This window comes from Priestia sp. YIM B13486, from assembly GCF_042787865.1.
Lineage (GTDB): Bacteria > Bacillota > Bacilli > Bacillales > Bacillaceae_H > Priestia > Priestia megaterium.
This window is the reverse complement of the sequence record NZ_JBHZOZ010000003.1, coordinates 607,260-631,804: the sequence shown is the minus strand read 5'-3', so window position 1 is coordinate 631,804 and position 24,545 is coordinate 607,260. Positions and strand designations below refer to the sequence as shown.

Sequence of the window (24,545 nt, the reverse complement as noted above, 5' to 3'; positions counted from 1 at the left end):
AACGTATACAAATGAGCATAAAAAAAACAAAGCCTTCTCGAGGCTTTGTTTATGCAGCGTGTTTCTTTCTTTTATATTTCCACATCATATATCGATAACGAATCGTGCAGCCTATACAATATCCCATCAGCGCTACACCCGCAGCAAGAATCACCATTATACTAAATACATAGCCAACAAACGTATAACTAAGTAAAAATGAAATGAAAGCAATCCCAATGCATATCGTTGCAATCCATTGGTTAAAAAGCTGCTGATCCCGGTCTTCCATTTGATAAGAAGAAGCAGGCTTTTTGAGAAGCGTTTTCCCTGCCATAATTACGGGATTACGCTTTGTTGCAAGTGTGACTACTCCAACGAGAAAAGGCAAAAGTAAAAGCCACTTTGCCGCAAGTAAAGCGATCAAAACCGTTATAACGATAAAGAATTGATTAAGCTGAACTAATGGTTTGGGAATGCTCATGGAACTCCTCCTCAAAACCCATTATACAAATTGGTTTACTAATTTAAAAGAAAAAGCACTCCAAATGAGCGATAAGACTCATACAAAAAAGTTACATAATTTCACTAACGTACTTTAAGATCAGTATCGTAAATAAAATCAAGACAACGTATCGTAAAGAACGAATTCGACGTTGAAGAAGACGTTTTACATGCCTTTTATTACGCATATGGGTTCTTCCTTTCGTATATTGAATTGTCTCTAGACACACTTATATCATACTTTTTTGGAAAGTACCAACGTCAGAAAAAATTGCCAAGAACCACAGCTTTATGCGCTTAAAAAGCCTTTTCCAATTACATCTCGTACATCGTGCACAATCACAAATGCTTCATCATCAATTTTTTTAATCAGCTTTTTAAGTTTAATAAGCTCTTGTTTATTAATGACCACATACAAGATTTCTTTTGATTCTTTTGTATAGTTCCCTCGACCGTTTAGAATCGTTACTCCGCGATCAAGCTGTTCATTGATTTGATCCGCTACTTCATTTTTGTTGCTTGAAATAACGGTAACGGCCTTTTTGGCATCAAATCCTTCAATAATGAAGTCAATTACTTTTGTTGTAATATAAAGCATGACGATCGTAAATAGTAGCTTTTCGATTCCAATAATAAAATAAGAAGCCAATACCACTAGTAAATCAACTATTAAAAGTGCATGACTGACTTTCCAGTTTAAAAACTTATTTAGAATTCGAGCAATAATGGCTGAACCTGCTGTTGTTCCACCAACTCGTAAAATCATCCCAATTCCAACGCCTAGCAGTACACCGGCAAAAACCATGCCAATGAGTTCTTCATGAAGATGAAGACCCCAGCCTTCAGTTAAGTGAAGAAAAATAGATGTAGCGATAATCGTAATCATCGTATAGACGATGGTTTTTTTCTCTAAAAATTTATACCCTACGATAAGCAAGATACCGTTTAAAATAAAGTTAGTGATGCCCGTTGAAAGATGCATTGTATAATATAAAATAATTGATATACCCGTAACGCCGCCTTCACCTAATCCTATTGGAATGACAAACATGTTAACTGCAAGTGAAAATACAAACGAACCTATTAATAAAAAGATGACATCTTTTATTGTTTTACTCATCGATTAAACCCTCCTCGACATAAAAATTCACATAAAAAAGCCCCTTCTCCAAAAGAGAAGAGACGCTTATGTTTAGTTTTTATATTACGTATTCTTAAATTGCCATGTATGACTATAATATGTTCACATACGTTTGTCAAACGGAAAGTTTATGCATTATGTGTAACCAAGGCGATGAATTATTTATCTTTTATGTATACTAGGAATGCTTTAATTTATTTAAACAAAGACGAATGCAGGAATTAGTTGACTCAATTAATTCTTTATCGCCTTTTTTCAATCGAATTTCTAACGCACGTTGAAAATAGTGATGTGCTCTGGAAACAACCCGCTGATCAAGTAAACATTTTCCATAATGCTGATAGACAAAGTCTTCATATATGTGAAGGTCTTCATCTGCTTTTAATTGTTCAATGAGTAGCTGAAACGTTTCATTCGCTTTATCCCACTGTTCTTGCCAGTGATATGTATGTCCAAGCCGGATCGTATTCAAAAATTCACCTATTGTATCAGCATGCCGGTCATATAGATAAATGGCCAGCAGCAGATGTCTTTCACTGCTCGTTAATTCTCCAAGTATGCGCTCATATACACCAATATGTCCATATGTTTTAGCAGCGGCACACTCATCCTCTTCTTCAAGAGCTCGTTTCTTTAAATAGATAATTCCCTGCTTCATTTGGTGTGGGTTAACCGGAACTTCTCGAAGCTGTTCATTAAATCGATAACTCATATTAAACGGAAGATCTCTGATGTTCATGCACGCTCCTTTCATGTGGCACATCAGCAAACATACTTTCATGACCGCTTGCTTTTGGTCCATTGGATGTAGGATTCTTTCCATTTTGATACGTTTACGCGATTTACAGGAAAGCTCAGCAAAAGTGCTGAGCTGTTGGTTCTTATTATTTTACTTATATATCCATTTTATCACAAAAAATACTACCGTAAAGATGCTCAGGCAGTCTTCATATAAAAAAATGGTTTTTTATCAATAAAAATGGTTTTATGCTCTTGAAAGCCTATACGCTGATACAATTTTTTGGCTTCTACGTTATTATATTCAACGTTTAACGATAAAAACATCTTACGCTTTTTGGCTTCTTGCTTGGCTACATTTAAAAGAGCCGTTCCTATCCCTTTTCCACGATAAGCTTCATCTACACATAGAGAGTCAATATAATAATCTCCATGTTCAGTTTCTATATCAATTTCCCACGCTGGATTATTAAGTTTAGCACGTACAAAACGCTTAACTGGTTCATAAAGCGTTTGTAACATACTTCCTTCGTAGCAAAGCATAAGTCCAACTACCTTCTCGTCGACTTCTGCGACTGTAATATGATGATAGCTATAGCGATTCTTCTCAGACAGAATAAACGCTTTAAGTCTTAAAAGCGCTTCTTCGTTCGTTGTAGCCGCTGTGTGAGAGCGCGCAATACTGCCAAGCATGTCATAAAGTAATTCCGTTACAGCAGAAGCATCTTCTTTTCTTGCTTTCCTTATTTTCACGATTTTCAAACTCCCTTTATTCTCTTCGCTTGCGTTATTTGTAGCAAACCTTCTTACCTATCTACTTTAACACGAAAAAGAAAAGAAAGAAAAAATTAACTCCTAATCTTCCTTTCATTGTATAATTAATGTATATTTTCAAATGAATGGATGATGACTATGAAAAAACGCCGTCAGCAGAAAGATACTACGGTAAGTGGATGGGAAGTTTTAGCAGAAATTCTTTTACAAGTGCCTCAGCTGCTCATATGGCCACTGCGTCTTCTTATACGGATTGGTCGCTCTTTGTTGGATGGTATTTAGCCACTCCTATACAAATACTTACTTAACTCAAAAAAAAGAAATTCAGCAGTTACTGAATTTCTTTATTAGTTTTTTGCTTTTGTGTATCCTGCTTCTTGCGCATCTTTTTCGGTACAAAACCAAATGACGTTGTTCATGGTTTGATTGTAGTGCGCCCCAGTTGGCACGTGATAAATTTTAGAGTTTTGATTTCCTTTTATTTTACCTTCGCAGCTTTCGGCAGATTGAGTATCTTTTTGATTAGAAGAGGACTGATTTTTTACAGCATCCGTATTATACCCTTTTTCCTGAGCATAGTTTTCAATGCTCCAGATTCCTTTTTCGCTTTTTCGAGCCTGCTCCTGGATTTTCTTAAATTCATCTACGTACTTTGTGTTAGGAGGAAATACTGCTACGCGGGCTAGCCCTTTTGCTAGCAGCTCTTCATTATACAGCTCATTGTCTATCCATACATACGCAAGTAACCGGCCATATTGATCACGCTCTTGCACATCAAATTCAAGGGTGATTTCCTGTCCTTCTAGCCTTTTTTTTGTGTAAGCAGATGCTTCTGGACCAAAGGGCTGTACGCCTAGTTTGGGATGCTTTGTTTCGGGGGTATCAACAAGAAGTAATCGCACGCGATCTCTCTTTCCGTTCAGCATTTTCACTTTAAGCGTATCACCGTCCACTACTCTTTCTACCGTAGCCGCCTCACCTACTACATCTTCACGGTTTGCTTTAGAAGGACTATGATCTTCTTCTTGATCTGATGAATCTTCTACTTGAACTGCTTGTTTTGTATCGGCAGAAGATGTGTTTGAATGACTTGCCTGCTCATCGCTGCATCCAGTAAGAAGCAGCATAAACATCGCAAGCATCGTGCAAATAATTGCTTTTATTTCTTTCAAAACCCGGGCCCTCCTTTAACACGTTCCCTATCTACTATATAAAAGTAAAATGATTTTATAAATAGTGTAAATCACCTAAAAACAAAAACTCGTGAAAATACCTTTCACGAGTTTTTTCGTGCGACTGTTATAAAAATTGGTTACCTGTTTTAAAGTTATTCTTTTAAATAGCATCTATTTTATTTTTATCTCACGAACACATTTTTCGTTTTAGTGTATCCAGATTTTTAATCATGAGGATATTTTACACTACAAATACATTTATCGTCTACCGCCTTATAAGAATAAGGAATAGCCGCACAAATAGAATAAGTGTGAATATTTCAATATAATAACTGGCTAACATGATTGCTATTTTTTTGTAACATAAATAAGAGCCCTCATTAACAATAGCTAATAGGGCTCTTCAAACCTTTGTTTTTACGATCGAATTTTTTGTTTGCGCATCCACTGGGTAGCGACCCACTTTTCTCCTTTTATAACAGGAGCTCCCCCGTGGAGAGTACGGTCATTAAGTTCAGCGTCACTATAAAAATATTCAAAGTACACGGCCATTCCTTTTGTCGGAGATACGGAAAGACCCAGCTTAGGAAAATAAGTTTCTCCTCCTTCTTCGACATCGTTTAAGTACATAACCAATGTACTAATACGGTTGTTTTTAGATGCTTTACTTGCAGAAGTGAAATAATCGTGATGTGCTTTGTATTCTTGGTCAGGCAAGTATTTTAAAACTTGAAGACCTTCAGCATATTCAATAGATGGTCCCATGATTTTAGAAAGTCGTCTTTCGATTTGATGTACAAGCTCGTTTTCGCTTTCTTTAAAAAACATGCCGCTGCTCGTTCGAATACTGTTTACTTCACGTGCAGCACCAATTTTTGATCGCTGCATTTTATCTTTGGATAGCTGTATAAGTTCGTCACATTCTTCGTTACTTAGGACATTTCCTAAAACTAAAACAAGAGGCTCTTCAAATCGAGCAACAATATCAATCTCTCTGTCTTCTAATTTAATTTTATTCCCTGTATGGTTAAAAATCGTTTGTTCTTTCGTTAGTAAAGATGTATTAGTTAGAATCATCTTTTATCGGCTCCTCGAAATAGCTATTTTCCAATTTTTCACTCCATTATATGTAAACGCTTACTAATAAGAATTATATCATGAATACGAAGTAAATTCTGCTAGTAAAGGAAATAAATAAAAAGAAGCCCGTTATATAACGAACTTCCCTCATTTTTTCTTATAGATTTCACATGTTGTTTAAATGCTTTAACTATCTAAAAAACTCTTTTAATATAGAGTATACGTATCAAAGGCTGCCTAAAATCATCGGTACACAAGTTCTTTTTTACTTAAATCAAGCGTTTGTGCTGTAGAAGCATGAATTTCGTTAAAAAGCGCTGGATTTTCTACCAGTGACAAGCCATAAGAAGGAATCATTTCTTTTATTTTTGATTCCCATTTCTTCATATGCTGCGGGAAACACTTTTCCAGCACTTCAAGCATGACATGAACGGCAGTCGAAGCACCTGGCGAAGCCCCGAGCAATGCAGCAACGGAACCATCAGCTGAACTCACAACTTCGGTACCGAATTGAAGAGTTCCTTTACCTCCGGCTTCCGTATCTTTGATTACTTGTACACGCTGACCCGCTACGACGATATCCCAGTCTTCGCTTTTTGCGTTTGGAATAAACTCGCGAAGTTCTTCCATACGCTTTTCATCGGACAACAGCACCTGCTGAATCAAGTATTTCGTTAAGCCCATCTCTTTGACGCCTGCTGCTAACATCGTTAAGATATTATTCGGTTTTACAGAATTGATTAAATCCAAATTTGAACCCGTTTTTAAGAACTTTGGTGAAAATCCGGCAAAAGGTCCAAACAGCAGTGTTTTTTTGAGGTCGATATAGCGTGTATCAAGATGCGGAACCGACATCGGCGGAGCGCCAACCTTTGCTTTTCCGTACACTTTCCCGTGATGCTGCGCTACAACTTCGGGGTTATTGCATACCATAAATAATCCGCTTACTGGAAACCCTCCAATATGTTTGGACTCAGGAATACCCGTTTTTTGGAGTAAAGACAGACTTCCGCCTCCTCCTCCGATAAAAACAAAGTTCGCCGTGTGATATTCCTGTTTGCCGGTATGAATATTATGTACTTTTACTTCCCACGAGCCGTCTGCGGTACGTGTCAGATTTTCAACGCTGTGGTTATAGTTTATTTCTACCCTTTTACTTTTTAAATGTGTGAACAACATACGAGTTAAAGCTCCAAAGTTCACGTCCGTCCCTGAGTCGATTTTGGTTGCCGCAATTGCTTCAGTCGATGTACGGCCTTTCATAACAAGCGGCATCCATTCTTTTAGCTTTTCAGGACGATCTGAATATTCCATCCCTTGAAACAATGGATTATTTGATAGCGCTTCAAAACGTTTTTTCAAAAAGGATACGTTCTTTTCTCCTTGTACGAAACTCATATGAGGGATTGGCATAATAAACTCTTGCGGATGATGAATTAAATTACTGCTTACAAGATACGACCAAAACTGTCTTGAAAGCTGAAACTGTTCATTAATCTGCACTGCTTTCGTAATATCTATAGATCCGTCAGCTTGTTCAGATGTATAGTTCAACTCGCACAGTGCAGCATGGCCAGTCCCTGCGTTATTCCATTCATTCGAGCTTTCTTCTCCTGCATCTGCGAGTTTCTCAAATACTTTGATTTCCCATTCCGGCGCTAACTCTTTTAGTAAAGATCCCAACGTTGCGCTCATCACTCCGGCCCCAATTAAGATAACGTCTGTTTTTTTATATACATTGCTCATCACAATCTTCCTTATCTTTTATATTTTTAAAAAGTACCTTTTAGCAACACGCCTGTTCTACCTGACTCTCTACAGATTAAGTATGTCTGACAAGTTATCTGTCTTACATAATGGGTGTTTTTATACATACCCTTTCGTCTTGTCCTTTTTTAACATGCTCAATATCACTTCAGCGGTTTCTTCAACTGCTTTACCTGAGACATTAACAATAGGACAGCCAATGCGCTTCATAATTTTCTCAGCATAGTCCAGCTCTTCAAGGATTCGATCTACATTGGCATAATTGGCTTGAGACGCTAAACCTAAATTTTTTAATCGTTCTTTTCGGATTTCATTGAGCTTATCCGGTGTAATAACTAAACCAATACATTTATTTTTCGGAATAGTAAAAAGTTCATCAGGAGGAGTCACTTCTGGAACTAAAGGTATATTCGCTACTTTAAGACTTTTATGAGCTAAATACATAGAAAGTGGCGTCTTAGATGTTCTCGAAACACCAATCAACACTAGATCAGCTCGCTTGATACCTCTGAAGTCTTGTCCATCATCATATTTAACAGCGAATTCAACTGCTTCTACTCTTCGAAAATAGTTATCGTCTAATTTTCTCGTTAATCTGGGTTGAAGATTAGGTTCCTTATTAAAGGTTTGGCTAAAGGCACTCATAAGAGGGGTCATTAAATCAATGGCTACAATTCCTTCTTCATGTGCCTTTTGGTCAAGATAGTGTTTTAAAGGTGGGATGACGATAGTATACGCAATGATGGCCTTATTACACCTTGCTTCAGCAATGATATTATCAATATTTCCCTCATCTTCTACGTAAGAAGTATTTTGAATTTCAATATCTTCTCCACTAAATTGAGTTAAAACTGCTTTTACCATCAGCTCAGCCGTTTCACCTACTGAGTCGGAAACTATATAGACAATTTTTCTTTTATTCACATTAAATCTTCCTATTCTTTGATTTTAATAGTTTAATAACGCTAGTATTTTTTGTTCAGCTATCATTTAGCAGCTTGCAAGATACATATTTTATGGGTAATGAATGGGCTAATATCCTGGATACTGTGATTATAAACACTTAAAAAAACGAGCGAATCCAGGATTTATGTCATACTAATTATAAAATAAAACTAAATATGTTATACTATTTTCATTAAATGTTATATTAGCATTAAATATACGGAGATACAATCCCTTTTCTCCGCATTTTATAAAAAGTTTGAAGAAAGAAAAAGTTTAGATTTTAAAATATTTTTTGCTTTGGCATGGTGGCACTCATCAGGGCTGAGAGGCGTTTTGCAGCGATAGGTACGAGGATATTTATATAGTTATGTTGTTTATAGCATGATTTTTAAATTATAGAAGATTTATTCTTATCTATTCTTTTTAGCTAAGAGTGCTATAACTAAAAATAATGAACGGTTTACTTTCCACCTTATGTATACTAAAAACACCGCCTAAAAGACGATGTTTTGAATAGTTGGTTATAATGCATTGTCATGAAATAGATTAATTTTTATAAAATGGGATTACTTCTAGTAGATTTTTGTAATAAAAATTTAGAAAGATAATGAGATACGCCGTTTTCGTCACAGTTAAATTCCGTTACGTCATCGACAATTTCTTTAATATGATCCGGCGCATTTTTCATCGCTACGGCATAGCTAGCAAACTGAAACATTGGTAAATCATTGTTGCTGTCGCCAATTGCTAGAATGTCTTGCTCGGACAAATTAAAATGTTTTAGCATTTGCTGAATTCCCGTTGCTTTATTTACGTTTGCCACCATCACTTCAACATTGTGTTTAGATGAAGTAGAAGTTGTAAAGTCGATTTCTTTTTTAAGTTCTTCAAGTTCCTCTTTCCATTTATCGATATGCTCGTGCGTTCTTGCAAAGAAATAGAACTTTGAAAATTCACTTCCCTCTACAGTATCTTTCCAGTCAATTTCTTCTTTAATCGCTTGTTTACGAGAAAGCCACTCGTTAATTTCCACACTGTCTGGCTTTGGATCTCTAATTTCATTTTCTACATAGGATTGATCTTGTTTTAACGTCACGCGAGGTGTGCCGTACGGGAAAAGCTCGTAGTACACCTTATTCGCTCTTGCTTTTTCAATAATAGTTTCCACCAATTGAAGCGAAAGCGAGTGCTGAAAGACTGATTCTTTTCCTACACAGCCCGCCATACCATTTGATGTGATAAATCCATCTACTTGAAAGCCTTCAGGAACTAACTCTTCTATTTCATCAAACGCTCTTCCCGTAGCAATAAAAACAAAAATTCCCTGTTTTCGTAATTCGTCAATGATTTCTTTTGTTTGAATACTTACTTTGTTGGAGCGATTTAATATCGTACCGTCCATATCTAAAAAAATTGCTTTAGGTTTTAACAACATATTTATTCCCCCTATTTGTAAAAAGAGTGTACTTGGCAAGTATAAACTTTTCCATTTTTAAACTCAATGAATGTACTTTGCTTTTCTCTTTTATAAAACTACTATAATACTCTCCTTACATTTAAAGTATATACTGATATTGTACAAGCGCTATAAAGAAAGAATTTTATATTTTATACTAATAGCCGGCTAGGCTAATTCGATATAAAACAGCATTCACAAAAACGAATTTTCCTTTTAGCCTTTAGAGTATCGTTCAAAAAAGATATAATAAGACTGTTACAGATTAAATACATACAGAGGAGGTCAACATGAACGAACCATCCAATTTTTCTCCTTACCTTATTAAACAAATCAGCGATGCGATCGATGACAATATCAAAGCAAAGTGCATAGACTTTTTATATGATTCTCATTCGTTTTTTTCGAATGAAAAAGATTTTATAGAAGACTACATTTTAAATATATTGCAAGATACGTTTGTTTTAGAGAATAAATTAATAAATCCTAAGGAAATACGAAACCCGGCCTACAAAAGAAGACAATCAAATAAGAAAAACTGGCTGCAAACGTTAAAAAAAGATATTAAAGCAGAAAAGCCTAATCCTATTTTTGAAGACATTGAATTGGCCAAAAAAGTGATGGATAAAAAAGTGGATACCGAACACTTAAAAAAGCTGTTTGGCGTGGAAAAACCTGAAGATATTTTAAAGATAAAGTTAAAAGAAGTAGAGGCATGGGCTAAAAGTAAAAAAACAAACATCACCGATTTTCCTTATTTAGATTCAAAAATGAATTATCAAATAGAGAAAGCATTTCACACGGACTTTACTTTTTTAATTGCTGAAATCATATTAGAAAAATACAATGGAAATTTGAGTAACTGGATTGATAAACGATTAAATTCGTGGGTAGAGGCCCCTATCTTCTCAAACGAAAGTCATTCTCTTAAAACCAATATGGAAGTTAAAACAAACTCCCAAGAAGTCGTTTTATATAATGACTATAAAGTTGATGAAGAATATTTCATTCGCACCATTATCCCTGTGAATGATAATCAAACCGTTCTTTCCAAACGAAATATGGTTTTAGACCCAAAAGATTCCCAAATTATCCAGTTTGCTCTTTCACAGCGCGACGAGATGTTTTATAAAGAAAAAACGGTGACTCTTGATTTAGCGGATATCGTGAAAGAAATTTATAATTCAAAAGGTGTAAAAAACTATGAAGCGGTTGAAGCCCGCATTATGAAAATTGCCAGGTACCACGTAGAAGGTGTAGCGAAGAAGAAAAATTCCAGAGATACAAAATTTGCGATAAACTTCTTCCAAAAAGCTGTTATTGAAACCGATGAAGTAACGGGCAGACGATATGCAACCATCGTATTTAGCGACGATACGCATCAAGGCTTTTTAAATCAGCAGTTTGTACAAATTTACAGTGACGTTATTAAAAAGTTTAAAGATAACTCGCTGTCTTCTTTGCTGCTGTATGCATTTCAAAAAGAGCGATTAGATTGTTATTTACAAGAGAAGTCTTACACTCATTTTTACCCGTATCAATATTTTGCTTCAAAAGTTCGTTTTCGTTCAAAGAAAATTGATGTCAATCTAAAATTAATTAATGAATCTCTAGCAGAGTTTGTTAGCAATCAAGTACTGATCCAAAGTTATCAGCAAAAACTTCAAGGATTTGAAATCTCTTTTATTCCTCTTCAAAATTATGAAATTCAAGACTATTTTGGAGGAGAACATAGAGAAACATTGGAAGGGTAAATTGTTCCCTTCCTTTTTTATTTGATATTTTGCCACTTTCAGCTTATAAATACAAAATATCCCTCTACTTTTATTTCATAGTTTGGAAGTTTTGTCATTTTTAACGTACTAACCAGAAGCTTTTGCCGTTTTTGACGTACCTGTTCGTTTCTTTTGCCGTTTTTAGCGTACTAATTACTACCTTTTGCTGTTTTTGACGTACCACTCTGATTCTTTTGCCATTTTTGACGTACTACATTCATTTTATTTACTCGTAATCACTTATTAATTGTTAATTATTCTCTTTTTCCCGTAAAACAATCCTACCTTTTGCCGTTTTTGACGTACTCCTTCACTACTTTTGCCGTTTTCTGCGTACTAAACGTTGCTTTTCCCTTTGTTATTGCCTTTTCAAACCCCATTTTTTATTTTTTTCGCAGCACATATAAAGCTTTTGCCATTTTTGACGTACCAAACGAAAACTTTTACTGTTTTTGTCGTACTACTACGTCGTTTTTGACGTTTTTCACGTACTAAAAATAGCTTTTGCCATTTTTGACGTACTAATGAAATTCATTGTGCTATTTACAACGATCAGAGAAGTGATTTTTTTACCTTTTTTTAGGTGATTTGAGATCACTTTTGCTGTTTTTAGCGTACTACTCTTCACTTTTGCTATTTTTGGCGTACTACACTGAGCCTTTTGCCGTTTTTTACGTACTAAAACGCATAAAGTTTTTTTTGATTTTTACTGATCGTAACAAACACTGTTCTGCCGGCGCTTGCTTGCTTTTGCCGTTTTTGTCGTACTAAAAAACCTACACGCTGCACCCCTTGATATGACAGCATTCTTTGAACCTTTTGCCGTTTTTAGCGTACTACTCGTTCGTTTGCGATTCTGTTTCTTATTGATATAATTTTCACAAGGTATTCTTTGTTATTTTACCCTAATAAATTATTGTTGATATGAAATAGATTGGAGGGATTCTCATGATAAAAAAAGAATTTGCGAAAATTGGAAAACAAATTATTCGCCAATTGTCTAGCACCGTAGAAAAATATAAAGATATTGAAGATTACATGGACCTAGACGCTCATGGGAACCCTACAATCAAAACAGTGGCAGAGCATCACCGTTTATCTAAATCTCAAATTTCACAATTAATTTTTTATCACTTCCTTCACGTTGATGAAAGAGGTATTATTTGTGATGTTTCTGAAAAAGAGATTGCAGCTGCTTTGAACTGTACCGTTCGAACAGTTCGCAACAACAATATAGTATTAGCAGAAACAGAATTAATTTCCTATTCTCGCAGCGGCAAAGGAATCAATATTTGTATTGTTCCCTATCCTCAATATTTTGAAGAACACGGCTTTGGGTTTATGGAATTAGAATATACTCGCTTTGAAGAACTTATTCTAATTGAAAACGTAAATGCCCTTCGCTTAGAGCTGCGCAAAGAATTGGTTTATGACAACGATACGATTAAGCGTCAGTTTAATCCTGGAGAAAACACTTCAAAAATTAGCTTTAATGATTATAAAATTTTCACGCCGAAATATACTCACTACAAAGGTATGATGCAAAAAATAGCTGAAACACAGACGAGCGCATTTAAAACCGTTGTCCAAGGATCTACTATTTTCTTTGTTTTAAAAGACGGAGCTAAAAATGGCAAGATGTCAAAACAAGAAAAGAAAGATCAATACGATGCGGCGATTCGACGTACTATTGAAGAGATTTTTGTAAAATTATCTGGACATAGCACAGATTCTACCGGAATTGTTATGTCTTCATTCCAAAACGAAGACATCGCTGATTTGGTTCAGCTTTCTTTTGAATATGGTATTGAACGAGTGAAGTCTGCCCTTTATTCGCTGATTGAACAGGCCTTCTTCCGCCATGATGCTCAAGTCGTTGAAAATTACGGTGGAAAAATCCGTACGCTCATTCGAAAAGAGCTTTCAAAAAATCTTCAAGATCAAGTCCCTGCCGAACTTACAGCTTCATGAGGGGCTTCTTTGGCATGCCTTTTTTTATTTTCTCTCCTTTCTCTTCTCTTTTTGATACAAATAATGCAAACAAACACCCCATTTTGCAGCTATCCAATCCCATTATCCTATCTATATAAACGTAATGAGTTCAAATAAATGATATTTCTTGTGTATAACTACGGAATATTGCTAAAAAAATACCTTCATACTTATCCACAAAAGAAAGAAAACATATTCAATTAATGTTATATCATCCTTTTTGTTAATAAAAACATCCCTTTTATTTTTTTATTAACGATAATTTCCAGGTTATTTACTCTTTAACACGACTATTTTTATCCACAGTGGAAATAATTCATACTTTTAATAGAAATCTTCATACTATGAGTTTTAAAATTCGTCTATTGCAGAAGAAAAAACATAGTGAATAAAATAGTTTCTATATCTGTTGTTATAAAAAACATCCTTTAGCTAAAGGATGCTGTTCACAAAAAAGGGCTATTTTCCACAAAGTTATTTATTGAAAAGCATTTTCCTCGCTAACCCTTGATATCATTGGGTTTTTAAAGGATTTTTCTTTCTTTAATATCTGTATATAATGTTTGTTAATAAGATCTATCTTAATCTCTGCTATAAGGTTTTATTTAATATTTGTATAAAGAAATGTTTTAAAGATATCTATACCTGAGGATTTTTTCTTTTTCTAAATTAAGGAGTTTTCATTTCATATACCAACTACAAATAAATTAAAATAAAATAATAGTTTAAACGCCTCTTCATAAATTCTAGTAGTATATTTTTAAAAATAAATTATACTATTCAGTAGAGAAAATTTTATAAAGCAAGAAAGGGACTTAGTCATGAAAGACATACAGTGGGTACAGCAAACTTTATTTAATACCGGTAAGTGGATTGACATTAGTGAAGTAATTATAAAGATTATCTTGATTTTCATTATTGCTCAAATCGTTATCAGGTTTGCTCGCAGTGTAATTAATAAAATCTTTGATTTCAGATTTAAAACTAAACTGCTGAGGTACAATGAACGTAAAGAAATAACGCTGAAAAAGCTTTGTCTGAGCATTGTCATGTACGTAGTGTATTTTATTGTACTTATTACGTCTTTAGAGGCAATCGGAATTAATATGAAAGCACTCTTAGCTGGTATTAGTGTAGCAGGATTTATTACAGGCTTAGGTGCACAAAATTTGATTAAAGATATTTTAAACGGTTTTTTTATTCTATTTGAAGATCAATTCTCAGTAGGAGATCACGTATCCATAAATGATACGAAAGGAACTGTTGAAGAAATTGGATTGCGCACGACAAAAATTCGCGGAGTTGACGGAGAGTTTTACTTCTTTGCTAATAGTAACATTACAAAAGTAGCGAACTATACGCTCGGTGAAATTCCCGAAGTACATAAGCCTGAACAAATAAAAACTCGTGAAGAATAGCTTCACGAGTTTTTATTTACTACTGTTGTAAAAAATTGATCGTATGATGTAAGGTGATAATCTGCTTCAATGTCGTCATTTTGAAATGCACATGTTTTGATTCCCAGTTCACGGGCAGGTTTTAAATCAAGCTCGCGGTCTCCAATCACTAAATCGAGCTGATACTTATCGTGAAGATAGGCATAAGCGCCGCTATCAGGCTTCCGTTTATAGCCATCATCTTTTGTAATAATCTCCGTAAAATAGTGCTCCATATTAAAAAATGCCAGAATATCAAGAGTAGACTGTCTAGATTTATGCGTAACAATTACATTTGTATCCGCAAAGCTCAGTACGTCTTCTACATGAGGAAAAGCAGGCTTATCTTTAGGATTGATTTTCTGTTCGAGCACATGGAAGTGTTTATCAAACAAAGATTTTTCAATATCGAAGTGCTTAATTGCTACGTCAGAAGATATCTTCATTTGTTTTAAAATATCGTCTTCTGAAATCGTTTGATCTGTTAGTAATTCTTTGAATGCTTTTACAATCGTTGGATAGGTATCAAAGATGGTTCCATCAAAGTCCCATAAAATATTCATTTTTACTGTCTCTCCTTTTTTAAAAACGTAACGATTATACCAAATTTTTCATTGCTTGTCAGTGAACCATTTTGTCGTCGTTGCATTTAAAGTAAAAAAACTCGTTTTATACGAGTTTTTTTACTTTATCAGCTGCTGCTGCACCCACTCCCGCAGCTGGAGCTTGAACAGCTAGAGCTGCTGCAGTTTGAACTCGAACAGCTGCTGCCGCTGTCATGATGGTGATGCCCTCCATCGTGTTGGTGATGGTGGCGATTGTCTTCCCCTGGACTTGAACAGCTATAGCCGCTGTAAGAGGCTGTATCTCCCGCATACATCGTTTTTTTATATAGCAGCAACTCATTCATATGGCTTGAAAAGTTGGTGGCTTTGTAGAGAGAATAAAAAACAAAGCCTTGAAGAAGAAGTTCGTTTGATACATTTCCTTTTTTAGCCGTTTTTTTAAAATAAGTTGATCCGCCTGCTTTTTTTCTCTTTCGAGCAGCATCGATTTCTTCTTTTAACGTTTGAATCAGGGCTCTCTGCTGTTTTTCCCATTTGCCGTTTCTTAAAAAATAGCGATCTAGTAATTCATTTTCTGACAATCTTTGAAAATCTTGAAGTGTACTTTTATCAAGCGGATGCTGAAAAAATTTCCCCCAAAGCAGTCGGCTGTTGCCCGTTATGTCAAACAAATGAGCATACATCCAATCGAAGAATGCTCGCTTATCCGGCTGTGGGGATGGAGTTGTATCTACATTTGGCTGGTGATGCAAAAAACGGCTGAAAAAGTGTTCTGTAAAACGCTTATAATCCACTGTAAACATGATCATTTCGTGCCACACTTCATCTACTTTTGCACTAAACATCGGTACGTCTTTGATAACTGCATTTAATAAAAAGTAGCGCTTCATCTCAAAAAACGTCCATTCTACTTCATCGTCTTTTGTATTTCCCCCTTTTATACGCTGCTTTACCTGTTGAACATAGGCTTTCGGTAAAGAATCTTCTAGTGAATGAACAATATCTTCAAAACCATTACCTTCATGTATTCCGAGCTCATCTGGAAGCTCCTCTTTATACAAGCGAAATCCCCTTGGCTTTTCAATCCCTTTAATAATCAAAGCTAAAAGAATTACCGCTCCTACTATAATTGCTGTTATCATCTTCTTCCCCCTATACCGCGTCTATATATTCAATATTTTACCACATTCGTAAAATACAAAAAAAGAGCTCAATTAACTTGAGCTCTCCTCATCATCGGGCATCTCGTCTACCTTTTCTACTTTGACTAGACCTTTGGTGCTATATTCAAGATCAAAGTATGCTTTAACGATATCCCCTTTTTTTAAATTGCTTGGAATCGGTTCATTTAAATTTTTATCGGAAAATTTAATGCCCGTTCCTTCTTTTGTTGTTCCGCTGTATGTACCATTTTCGATTTTTTCAATAGTAATATAATACACTCGATATTTGTGGGCTTCCTCGTCGCCCTTTGCTTTTTCTTTAACGGTTTCTTGTTCAGGAAGCTTACTCAGTGTTTCTTGGACCTGTTCGGAAGTCGGCTCTGCTGATCGATTTATGAATTGCATCACAACTAACACTAAACATATAACTACTAAAACTAATAATAATATCTTTTTTGCTGATAAAGACAATGAACTGTGCCTCCTTACACCTTTATGTATATCATGCTGCACACAAGAGATTATACACGATAAAGGATTAGAAATTGGAATAAATTCTATAAAAATAGTAAAAATATGAGAAAGTACCTAGAATTTTTTACGCTTTTCTGCACTTTTTTGAGATAAAAAAGAAATTTGGTACCTTATCCTTAAATTGTAACTGATTCACTTCATTTTCGAAAAGAGTTTTGCCCATTTTGTCGTAAAAAAGTCATAATAAGAAGGAATATCACACCATATTGTCGAACGTATGTATATACTTATAATGAACTGCCGAACTGCTTTTCTCTACCCTTATTGTTGAGGCAATATGGCAACTGAAACAGCTTGCTGTTAAATTCAGATTACACATCTATACTCAGGAGGTGGAATGCAAAATGATGTTTGCACTTATTGTTGTGGTTGGTATCGTAGCACTTGGCGTAGCTAGCTTCTACGTCATTAAGCGCCCTCAAGGCGCTGTTGATCCTGAGGATCGCAAACCGCTTGTTTCTGTAAACGGGCATGTTAAATTTGCAGAAGGAATTAATCAAATTTCCATATCTAAAATTGACATGTACGATCAGCGTCTTGTTATCAATCAAGTAGCTATTATTCCATTTAACCGTATTCAACGAGCAGAATTTTCAAAGGTTGTCAAAAATGAAAAAGGCCTTCACGGAGCTCCTGTTCAACGCTATTTCGGTGAATTAACCATTCATTTCACAGACAAGAACGGGCAAGAAACATACATTCGCTGTGAAACACCGAAAAAAAATCAATTTCACCTCATCTACCAGTACGATTTAATGAAAAGACAATTAAATAAGCGTCTGGGTCTTGAAGATCTGCAGCCTTACCTTACTCTTCAAGAACCATACGAACTATAAGAGAAAACCTCCCTTTTTCACATATTATTTCACTTCCCTGTACATACTAGAAGCGAAACTGAAAATGGGAGGTCATTCCAATGGATTTCGTCCGTTTTTTGCAATATTTTTGTTCAATCGCCGGCGCTCTATGCTTGGGGTTTACCTACTATCACATGTTCAAGCGTGACGCTCCGGTTAAAAAAGAAGAATCACAGCAAGGTGGAACTGACTAACGTTCACCTTGTTTTTTTATGTGCAGGCATGTGTACTTCGCATTTTGTGGTTGAAAGTTAGATTACTTTAATCATTTGTAAAATCACGGGTGATTTTTCTAAAGGAATATCCTCCGTGTTAATGATAAGAAGTCCTCTTTGGACGCTGTAATTGGAGGAAGGCTGTAACACACCGTTTATGAATAGATTACTGTATGAGTAGCTCTCAGGATCCAATATATGCTGAGTGCCGTATTCTTTTAACGCATCTTGATCTGTAAAGATGCGCTTGCTGCCTCCGGCTACCGTATAGTATTCAAAGATGCGAACTTTTTTCGGAAATATATATCTAAATTCCTGCTGAGGCAACACGGGAAGCTTAATAAAAGGTGTTGAACAAGAGGTTGTATAGTGATTGCAGCCGTAAGATTTTTTCTTCAAGAAAAACTCTCCTTCACAGATGTACTTAGTTTAGTTATAGTCTTTAAGAATTAAATTTATGCCATTAAACCTATTCCTTAGAAGGAACAAATGCATATATTGAAGGATAGAACATGAAAGGAGGTAACACGTTTATGCCTCTTCAAATTATGAAACTCGCTATAGCCGCTACTACCACTGTAACCGCCAGTCCGACCGTCTCACGTTTCTTTTATACAGCAACTGCTACAACTACAGGTGCAGCCACTTTAACAATAGATGCCGCTGACTTTTTTGGTGATACAGGTGGCGCGGCTACTGCACTTCCAGCTTTAGCTACGGATAACAGCTATTACAATGTATATATCAACGGCGTTTTACAAATGGCTGGCCTTTCCACATATACGCCAGGAGCTACAGGTGTCGGTTCTTTAGCTATTACTGTTCCTGCAGGATCTAGCGTTTTAACAGGTTCTCCTATAGTTTTAGAAGTTGTTAACTTTGCTCCTGATTCTACAACTGATGTACAAACTTAAAAATAACTTGCTATCGTTTTGTTTTAAAGCGTAATAGCGAGTAAGATATATAAATCTCAGTTTTACAGAGATTTTGCGGTCATAATAAAAGCTTCTGCGGATATAGCGCAGAAGCTTTTATTATTGTTAATTTAGTTAATTCAAAACGCCCAGTTCCCTTTTCTAAACATAGGCTCGCTTGTACCGTCAGCTTTAATGCCGTCGATGTCCATTTCAGCTGAGCCAATCATGAAGTCAACGTGGGTGATGCTGTCGTTTGCTCCGTTTTGTGATAGCTCTTCTTTAGACATCGTTTTTCCACCTTCTAAACAGAAGGAATACGAGCTGCCGATCGCTAAGTGGTTGGATGCATTTTCGTCAAACAGTGTGTTGTAGAAAATGATGTTCGACTGAGAAATTGGCGATTGATGCGGTACTAAGGCTACTTCTCCTAAGTATTTGGCACCTTCATCTGTTTCAATTAGGTGCTTTAACGTTTCTTCGCCTTCTTCTGCTTTTACATCAACAATTTTTCCGTTTTCAAATGTTAACGTGAAGTTTTCAATTAAGTTTCCTGCGTAGCTAAGCGGTTTTGTGCTCGTTACTTGACCGTTTACGCCGTCTTTTTTTGGAAGTGTAAATACTTCTTCTGTTGGCATATTGGCCATGAACGAGTTGCCTTCCTCATTAACACTGCCTGCGCCAACCCAAATATGTTTGTCAGGAAGCTCAATTGTTAAATCTGTTCCTGGCGCTTTATAGTGAAGCTTAGCAAATCTCTTTTCATTTAAAATGTCTACTTTTGTATGTAATGAAGCGTTGTGTTCTTCCCATGCGGCCACTGGATCTTCTTGGTCTACGCGCACGGATTTAAAAATAGCTTCCCATAGTTTTTCTTGCTGCTGTTCTTCTGGAACGTCAGGAAATACTTTAGCTGCCCAGTCTTTTGAAGGAACAGCTACGATGGACCAGCTGATTTTATCGGATTGGATCGCTTCACGAAATTTTTTCATTGCTTTTCCGCTTACTTTTTGGAACGCAGCAATACGTTTGCCGTCTACTCCTTTTAGTAAGTCAGGACCGCTTGAAATTACAGATAAAACAGCGCCTCCGTTTTTCACAAGCTCTTCTCTTGCTTGAGCTTTCCAAGCAGGAAATTCATTAAATACAGATTCATCTGCTTTTTCATATTTCAAACGAACTAAATGATCGTCATGCCAGTCTACATCCACAGACTTTGCTCCGGCTTCGTACGCTTTTTTCGCAATTTCACGAACAAAATCAGCGGAAGAAATATCGGCATTAATGTTTAATACTTGCCCTTTTTGAATGTTTACACCGACTTTTACAGCCAGCTCGGCGTACTTTTCAATATTGCGCTCAAACTGTTCCATAATTTATCTCCTTTACGTATATATTCTAACGACTTTATTGTATCATGAATAAAACATCAATTAAAAATCCTAGCCTGTAGTTTACATAATATAATTACGTTATTTTACAGATTATTATATAGCAAAAGTTTGTTCTCGAAGAATCAGAACAAACTTTTGTCTTTCACAGATTCAGTTTTGTAGCCGAGCCGCTCTGAAATGTTCTTGCCTATATCAACCATGCGTTCTTGAAGATACGTTAATCGCTCATTTGTCATACGCATCGTAGCACCGGAAATGCTGACTGCAGCAACGACTTGACCAAGGTGATCAAAAATAGGCGCTGCGATGCAGGTAATTCCATATTCATTTTCTTCTAAATCCAGCGCATATCCTTTTTGTTTTACTTCTGAAAGTTCTCGAAGAAAGCTTTCTTCATCTGTAATGGTGTGATCGGTATGAGCTGGTAAGCCTTTTCTTTCAAGAATGCTTGTTACCGTGTTAAGCGGTAAAAAAGCTAGGATAGCTTTACCGACAGACGTGCAGTGCATAGGGGCTCTTTTCCCTACTTTTGAATGCATGCGCAGCGTCTGATTGCCTTCTAATTTTTCAATATACACTACTTCACCTTGATCGTAGACAACAAGATGAATAACTTCATTTGTTTCACTTTCAAGTTCTTGCAAAAACGGCTTTGCTTCCGTTCGTAAATCAATAGAATCTAAAAGCTTTGAACTTACTTCTAAAAACTTATACCCAAGCTTGTACCGCCCGGTTTCTTGATCTTGTTCAATATAGCCGTACTGAGCGAGAGTAGTTAGAATACGGTATACGGAGCTTTTGTTGATGTCCATTTGCTTTGCAATTTCTGTGACGCCTACCCCTTCTCTTTCCATGCTGACAATTGTGACGATATCCAACGCCCGGCTTACAGACTTCACCATATTTTCTCTCTCCATTTTTTTCTCTCCTTTATGTGTTGTGTTACTGCCGGGCATTTTTTATCACTCTTATACGTTTACACGTTCTTTCTCTGCAGCAAACGGATTTTGGAGGGTTCCAATTTCTCGGATGGTGCATTCAATGACATCGTTTGCGCTTACCAGCTCCGCGCCGACCGGACTTCCTGTTAAAACTACATCTCCCGGCTTAAGGGTCATAACAGTAGAAAGGTAAGCGATCATTTGCTCAACGGAAATAATCATTAAATCTGTCGAGCTATTTTGTTTTTCAACGCCATTTAAAAACGCTTTTACATGAATGGATTTAAAATCAAGCTCCGTTTCGATTACGGGGCCAAGAGGCGTAAATGAATCAAAGGATTTTCCAATGGTCCAGTGCCCGTCTTCATGAAAATAATCTGGAGCCGTTACATCGTTTCCAATTGTATACCCAAATATATAGTCCAGCACGTCTTCTTTTGCGATGTTCTTCGCTTCTTTTCCAATAACAACCGCAAGCTCGGATTCAAACTTGACGTGCTTAATCGCGGTTGGAATGACAATGGCCTCGTTTGGACCGATCACAGAGGATATGGGCTTAAAAAAGAAGACAGGAATAGAAGGCATTTCTCTTGGCAGCTCCGACTTTGCAGCTGCATAATTTGCGCCTATTCCAATAATTTGATTCGGCTCTAAAGGAGCCAAAAGCCTTACTTCACTCGGTGAAAAAGTCTGCCCTGTATAGTCCCATTTCTCAAATATATTTCCTTTAATGACGCTGATCGTATCCTCTTTTAGTACACCTGTATGACGGCTATCTTGTACAGCGAACCTTACAAATTTCATAACGTAGCTCCTTTTCCCATTTGCTTAATTTTAATAAGAATAGTAGATAGTCAGATTCTGAAGGTGTAAGTACAGCCTGCCATCTCTATGCTGACAGGCCGTTTGTTTTACTGTTTTATAGCTGCTTTTGCCTTTGCTTCGATACGGCGGCGGTGTAAAATGGGCTCCGTATAGCCGTTTGGCTGATCATAGCCTTGAAATACTAAATCGCAGGCTGCCTGAAAAGCAATGGATGTGCTGTAGTTCGATGCCATTGGCTGATACAGAGGATCATTTTCATTTTGTTGATCCACTACTTTTGCCATTCGCTTGAGCGTCTCCGTTACTTGTTCTTTTGTACAAATTCCATGATGAAGCCAGTTAGCCACGTGCTGGCTGGAAATACGAAGCGTTGCCCGGTCTTCCATTAGCCCTACATTATTAATATCAGGTACTTTTGAGCACCCTACTCCTTGGTCGACCCATCTCACTACATACCCAAGTATTCCTTGAGCGTTGTTGTCGAGCTCCTGCTGAATTTCATCTTTGCTCCAATTTGGTTTTTCTACCACAGGAATTTGCAAAATGTCATCTTGTAAATCAGTAGACTGAGTAAGCAATTTGTTTTGAACATCTCTTACATCAATTTGATGGTAGTGAAGAGCATGAAGCGTTGCTGCGGTTGGTGAAGGCACCCATGCCGTATTCGCTCCTGCTTTTAAATGCCCCACTTTTTGTTTAAGCATTTCCGCCATCATATCCGGCATTGCCCACATTCCTTTTCCGATTTGAGCGCGACCTTGGAATCCGCTTGCTAAGCCTACATTTACATTAGACTGCTCGTAGCCTTGAAGCCATTTAGACGTTTTCATATCATTTTTACGAATAACAGCGCCTGCTTCCATTGAGGTATGAATTTCGTCACCTGTTCGATCCAAGAATCCAGTATTAATAAAAGCCACTCGGTCTTTTACTTCTTTGATACACGCTTTTAAATTAAGCGTCGTGCGGCGCTCTTCGTCCATTACGCCAATTTTAATTGTATGACGCTCAAGCCCTAGCATATCTTCAATTGAATTAAATAACGTATTGGCAAAAGCGACTTCTTCGGAGCCGTGCATTTTCGGTTTAACGATATAGATAGAGCTCTTTTTAGAATTTTGATACGTGCCGTTTTTAAGCAAGGTGTGTTTGGCAATTAAACTAGTAATCACGCTGTCTAAAATACCTTCATAGATTTCGTTGCCATTTCGATCTAAAACAGCGCTGTTTGTCATTAAATGCCCAACGTTTCGAACAAACATAAGCGAACGGCCAGACAGTGAAATCTTTTTCTTGTCCGGAGAAATATAGGTACGGTCTGGATTTAAACGCCTTGTCATGTTTTGACTTCCTTTTTTAAAAGTAGACGTCAAATCACCTTTCATTAATCCCAGCCAGTTGCGGTAAACATCTACTTTATCCTCTGCGTCTACTGCCGCTACTGAATCTTCACAGTCCATAATCGTCGTAAGAGCTGCTTCCATTAAAATATCTTTTACACCCGCATCGTCTGTTTTACCAATCGAATCCGTACGATCAATTTGAACTTCAAAATGCAGGCCGTTGTTTTTGAATAAAAGAGCATCAGGGCTTTCTTCTTCTCCTTGATACCCTACAAATTTCTCTTCTTCCTGTAATTCGGTTAAACTGCCATCGTTTAATTGAGCGACAAGCTTTCCATTTTCAAGGCTGTACTGAACCACTTCCGCATGAGAAGACTGAACGAGCGGAACAACTTCATTAAGAAAATTTTTCGCAAACGCAATAACTTTTTCTCCTCGAATTGGATTATAAGAACTCGTGCGCGAAGCTCCATTTTCTTCACTGATTGCATCAGTGCCGTAAAGAGCATCATAGAGACTTCCCCAGCGTGCATTAGCAGCGTTAATAGCGTACCGGGCGTTATTTACTGGTACAACAAGCTGCGGTCCTGCCTGATAGGCAATTTCGCTGTCTACTCCTTCTGTACCAATAAGAAAATCTTCTGTCTTGTCTTCTAAATAGCCAATTCTCGTTAAAAACGATTTGTATTCGCTAAAGTCACCGTCAGGGTTTTCTTGATGCCATGCATTAATTCGAGCTTGCAGCTGATCACGCTTTTCTAACAAACGTTTATTTACGGGTGTTAACTCGGTTACTAACGCTTCAAAATCAGACCAAAAATTTTCTGTACTTAGGCCGCTGCCCGGAAGAGCTTCCTCATTGATAAATTGATAGAGAACTGGAGCTACTTTCAGATTTCCAACTTGTTTGTAGTTTGTCACCGTCTGTTTCCTCCTCTTACTCTTTTACATTTTTAAATTTGGACACGCTTTCATTTCTTTTTGCCAAAATGGTTAAGACGAACATATGCGGTGCTGTTTCTTATTAC

The 24,545-nt window shown here is 36.7% G+C and carries 24 protein-coding genes; 7 read left to right on the top strand and 17 right to left on the bottom strand.

The features are described from left to right. Positions 1–49 precede the first annotated feature (49 nt). From ACFX4G_RS11670 to ACFX4G_RS11655, 4 genes are all read right to left on the bottom strand, one after another. Positions 50–463, bottom strand: a complete 414-nt coding sequence (locus ACFX4G_RS11670; protein ID WP_377574735.1) for a DUF4395 domain-containing protein — start codon at positions 461–463, stop codon at positions 50–52. 309 nt (positions 464–772) lie between these two features. Continuing rightward, positions 773–1,603, bottom strand: coding sequence for a YitT family protein (locus ACFX4G_RS11665; protein WP_377574732.1), 831 nt, complete (start codon positions 1,601–1,603; stop codon positions 773–775). Between the two features lie 199 nt (positions 1,604–1,802). Next, positions 1,803–2,363: a hypothetical protein gene (locus ACFX4G_RS11660; protein WP_034651039.1), complete on the bottom strand. Its 561-nt coding sequence runs from the start codon at positions 2,361–2,363 to the stop codon at positions 1,803–1,805. 197 nt (positions 2,364–2,560) lie between these two features. Further along, entirely contained in the window at positions 2,561–3,115 is a 555-nt protein-coding gene (locus ACFX4G_RS11655; RefSeq protein ID WP_013057535.1) for a GNAT family N-acetyltransferase, read from the bottom strand. A 159-nt stretch (positions 3,116–3,274) separates the two neighbouring features. Here ACFX4G_RS11655 and ACFX4G_RS11650 point away from each other — a divergent pair, with 159 nt between their 5' ends. After that, the gene (locus ACFX4G_RS11650) at positions 3,275–3,418 is read left to right on the top strand and encodes a hypothetical protein (RefSeq protein WP_153254062.1); all 144 of its coding nucleotides are present in this window, start codon (positions 3,275–3,277) and stop codon (positions 3,416–3,418) included. Positions 3,419–3,483: 65 nt separating this feature from the next. Here the strand turns inward: ACFX4G_RS11650 and ACFX4G_RS11645 are convergent, their stop codons facing one another. The 5 genes from ACFX4G_RS11645 to ACFX4G_RS11625 all read right to left on the bottom strand — a co-directional run bounded on the left by ACFX4G_RS11645 (position 3,484) and on the right by ACFX4G_RS11625 (position 9,541). Beyond that, entirely contained in the window at positions 3,484–4,308 is an 825-nt protein-coding gene (locus tag ACFX4G_RS11645) for a thermonuclease family protein (RefSeq protein ID WP_377574729.1), read from the bottom strand. Between the two features lie 420 nt (positions 4,309–4,728). Next, positions 4,729–5,388, bottom strand: coding sequence for a 2OG-Fe(II) oxygenase (locus ACFX4G_RS11640; RefSeq protein WP_377574726.1), 660 nt, complete (start codon positions 5,386–5,388; stop codon positions 4,729–4,731). A 246-nt stretch (positions 5,389–5,634) separates the two neighbouring features. Continuing rightward, complete coding sequence (locus ACFX4G_RS11635) at positions 5,635–7,137, bottom strand: malate:quinone oxidoreductase (protein ID WP_377574723.1); 1,503 nt, start codon at positions 7,135–7,137, stop codon at positions 5,635–5,637. A 120-nt stretch (positions 7,138–7,257) separates the two neighbouring features. Continuing rightward, a complete protein-coding gene (locus ACFX4G_RS11630) occupies positions 7,258–8,082 on the bottom strand; it encodes a pyruvate, water dikinase regulatory protein (RefSeq protein ID WP_377574720.1) in 825 nt (274 codons plus the stop codon). A 577-nt stretch (positions 8,083–8,659) separates the two neighbouring features. Then, positions 8,660–9,541 (bottom strand): HAD family hydrolase, encoded by an 882-nt coding sequence (locus ACFX4G_RS11625; RefSeq protein ID WP_230184827.1) that lies wholly within the window; start codon positions 9,539–9,541, stop codon positions 8,660–8,662. A gap of 311 nt (positions 9,542–9,852) precedes the next feature. Here ACFX4G_RS11625 and ACFX4G_RS11620 point away from each other — a divergent pair, with 311 nt between their 5' ends. From ACFX4G_RS11620 to ACFX4G_RS11610, 3 genes are all read left to right on the top strand, one after another. Further along, entirely contained in the window at positions 9,853–11,316 is a 1,464-nt protein-coding gene (locus ACFX4G_RS11620) for a hypothetical protein (protein ID WP_013083667.1), read from the top strand. A 969-nt stretch (positions 11,317–12,285) separates the two neighbouring features. Further along, positions 12,286–13,308, top strand: a complete 1,023-nt coding sequence (locus ACFX4G_RS11615; protein ID WP_377574716.1) for a hypothetical protein — start codon at positions 12,286–12,288, stop codon at positions 13,306–13,308. An 842-nt stretch (positions 13,309–14,150) separates the two neighbouring features. Next, a complete protein-coding gene (locus ACFX4G_RS11610; protein WP_025751311.1) occupies positions 14,151–14,747 on the top strand; it encodes a mechanosensitive ion channel family protein in 597 nt (198 codons plus the stop codon). Between the two features lie 2 nt (positions 14,748–14,749). Here the strand turns inward: ACFX4G_RS11610 and ACFX4G_RS11605 are convergent, their stop codons facing one another. From ACFX4G_RS11605 to ACFX4G_RS11595, 3 genes are all read right to left on the bottom strand, one after another. Next, positions 14,750–15,328, bottom strand: a complete 579-nt coding sequence (locus tag ACFX4G_RS11605; protein WP_028409020.1) for an HAD-IA family hydrolase — start codon at positions 15,326–15,328, stop codon at positions 14,750–14,752. Positions 15,329–15,456: 128 nt separating this feature from the next. Further along, complete coding sequence (locus ACFX4G_RS11600; protein WP_377574713.1) at positions 15,457–16,473, bottom strand: glycine-rich domain-containing protein; 1,017 nt, start codon at positions 16,471–16,473, stop codon at positions 15,457–15,459. Between the two features lie 72 nt (positions 16,474–16,545). Beyond that, complete coding sequence (locus ACFX4G_RS11595) at positions 16,546–16,965, bottom strand: hypothetical protein (RefSeq protein WP_230183530.1); 420 nt, start codon at positions 16,963–16,965, stop codon at positions 16,546–16,548. Between the two features lie 407 nt (positions 16,966–17,372). On the opposite strand from ACFX4G_RS11595, the gene ACFX4G_RS11590 reads away from it, so the two are divergent. Next, entirely contained in the window at positions 17,373–17,864 is a 492-nt protein-coding gene (locus tag ACFX4G_RS11590) for a hypothetical protein (protein WP_013083672.1), read from the top strand. An 80-nt stretch (positions 17,865–17,944) separates the two neighbouring features. Beyond that, positions 17,945–18,079 (top strand): hypothetical protein, encoded by a 135-nt coding sequence (locus ACFX4G_RS11585; protein ID WP_013083673.1) that lies wholly within the window; start codon positions 17,945–17,947, stop codon positions 18,077–18,079. A gap of 57 nt (positions 18,080–18,136) precedes the next feature. Here ACFX4G_RS11585 and ACFX4G_RS11580 read toward each other — a convergent pair whose 3' ends face one another. Then, positions 18,137–18,499 (bottom strand): DUF4183 domain-containing protein, encoded by a 363-nt coding sequence (locus tag ACFX4G_RS11580; RefSeq protein WP_230183529.1) that lies wholly within the window; start codon positions 18,497–18,499, stop codon positions 18,137–18,139. Between the two features lie 134 nt (positions 18,500–18,633). Between ACFX4G_RS11580 and ACFX4G_RS11575 the strand changes: the two genes are divergently transcribed. Then, entirely contained in the window at positions 18,634–19,014 is a 381-nt protein-coding gene (locus tag ACFX4G_RS11575) for a DUF4183 domain-containing protein (protein ID WP_097825134.1), read from the top strand. Positions 19,015–19,154: 140 nt separating this feature from the next. Here ACFX4G_RS11575 and ACFX4G_RS11570 read toward each other — a convergent pair whose 3' ends face one another. From ACFX4G_RS11570 to ACFX4G_RS11555, 4 genes are all read right to left on the bottom strand, one after another. After that, a complete protein-coding gene (locus tag ACFX4G_RS11570; protein ID WP_377574709.1) occupies positions 19,155–20,387 on the bottom strand; it encodes an aminopeptidase in 1,233 nt (410 codons plus the stop codon). A gap of 143 nt (positions 20,388–20,530) precedes the next feature. Then, positions 20,531–21,325 carry an IclR family transcriptional regulator gene (locus ACFX4G_RS11565; RefSeq protein WP_013057552.1) on the bottom strand — a complete coding sequence of 265 codons (795 nt, stop codon included), beginning with the start codon at positions 21,323–21,325 and terminating at the stop codon, positions 20,531–20,533. A gap of 51 nt (positions 21,326–21,376) precedes the next feature. Continuing rightward, positions 21,377–22,153 (bottom strand): fumarylacetoacetate hydrolase family protein, encoded by a 777-nt coding sequence (locus ACFX4G_RS11560; RefSeq protein WP_097825135.1) that lies wholly within the window; start codon positions 22,151–22,153, stop codon positions 21,377–21,379. A 107-nt stretch (positions 22,154–22,260) separates the two neighbouring features. Further along, positions 22,261–24,438, bottom strand: coding sequence for a malate synthase G (locus tag ACFX4G_RS11555; RefSeq protein WP_377574705.1), 2,178 nt, complete (start codon positions 24,436–24,438; stop codon positions 22,261–22,263). Positions 24,439–24,545: the final 107 nt, after the last annotated feature.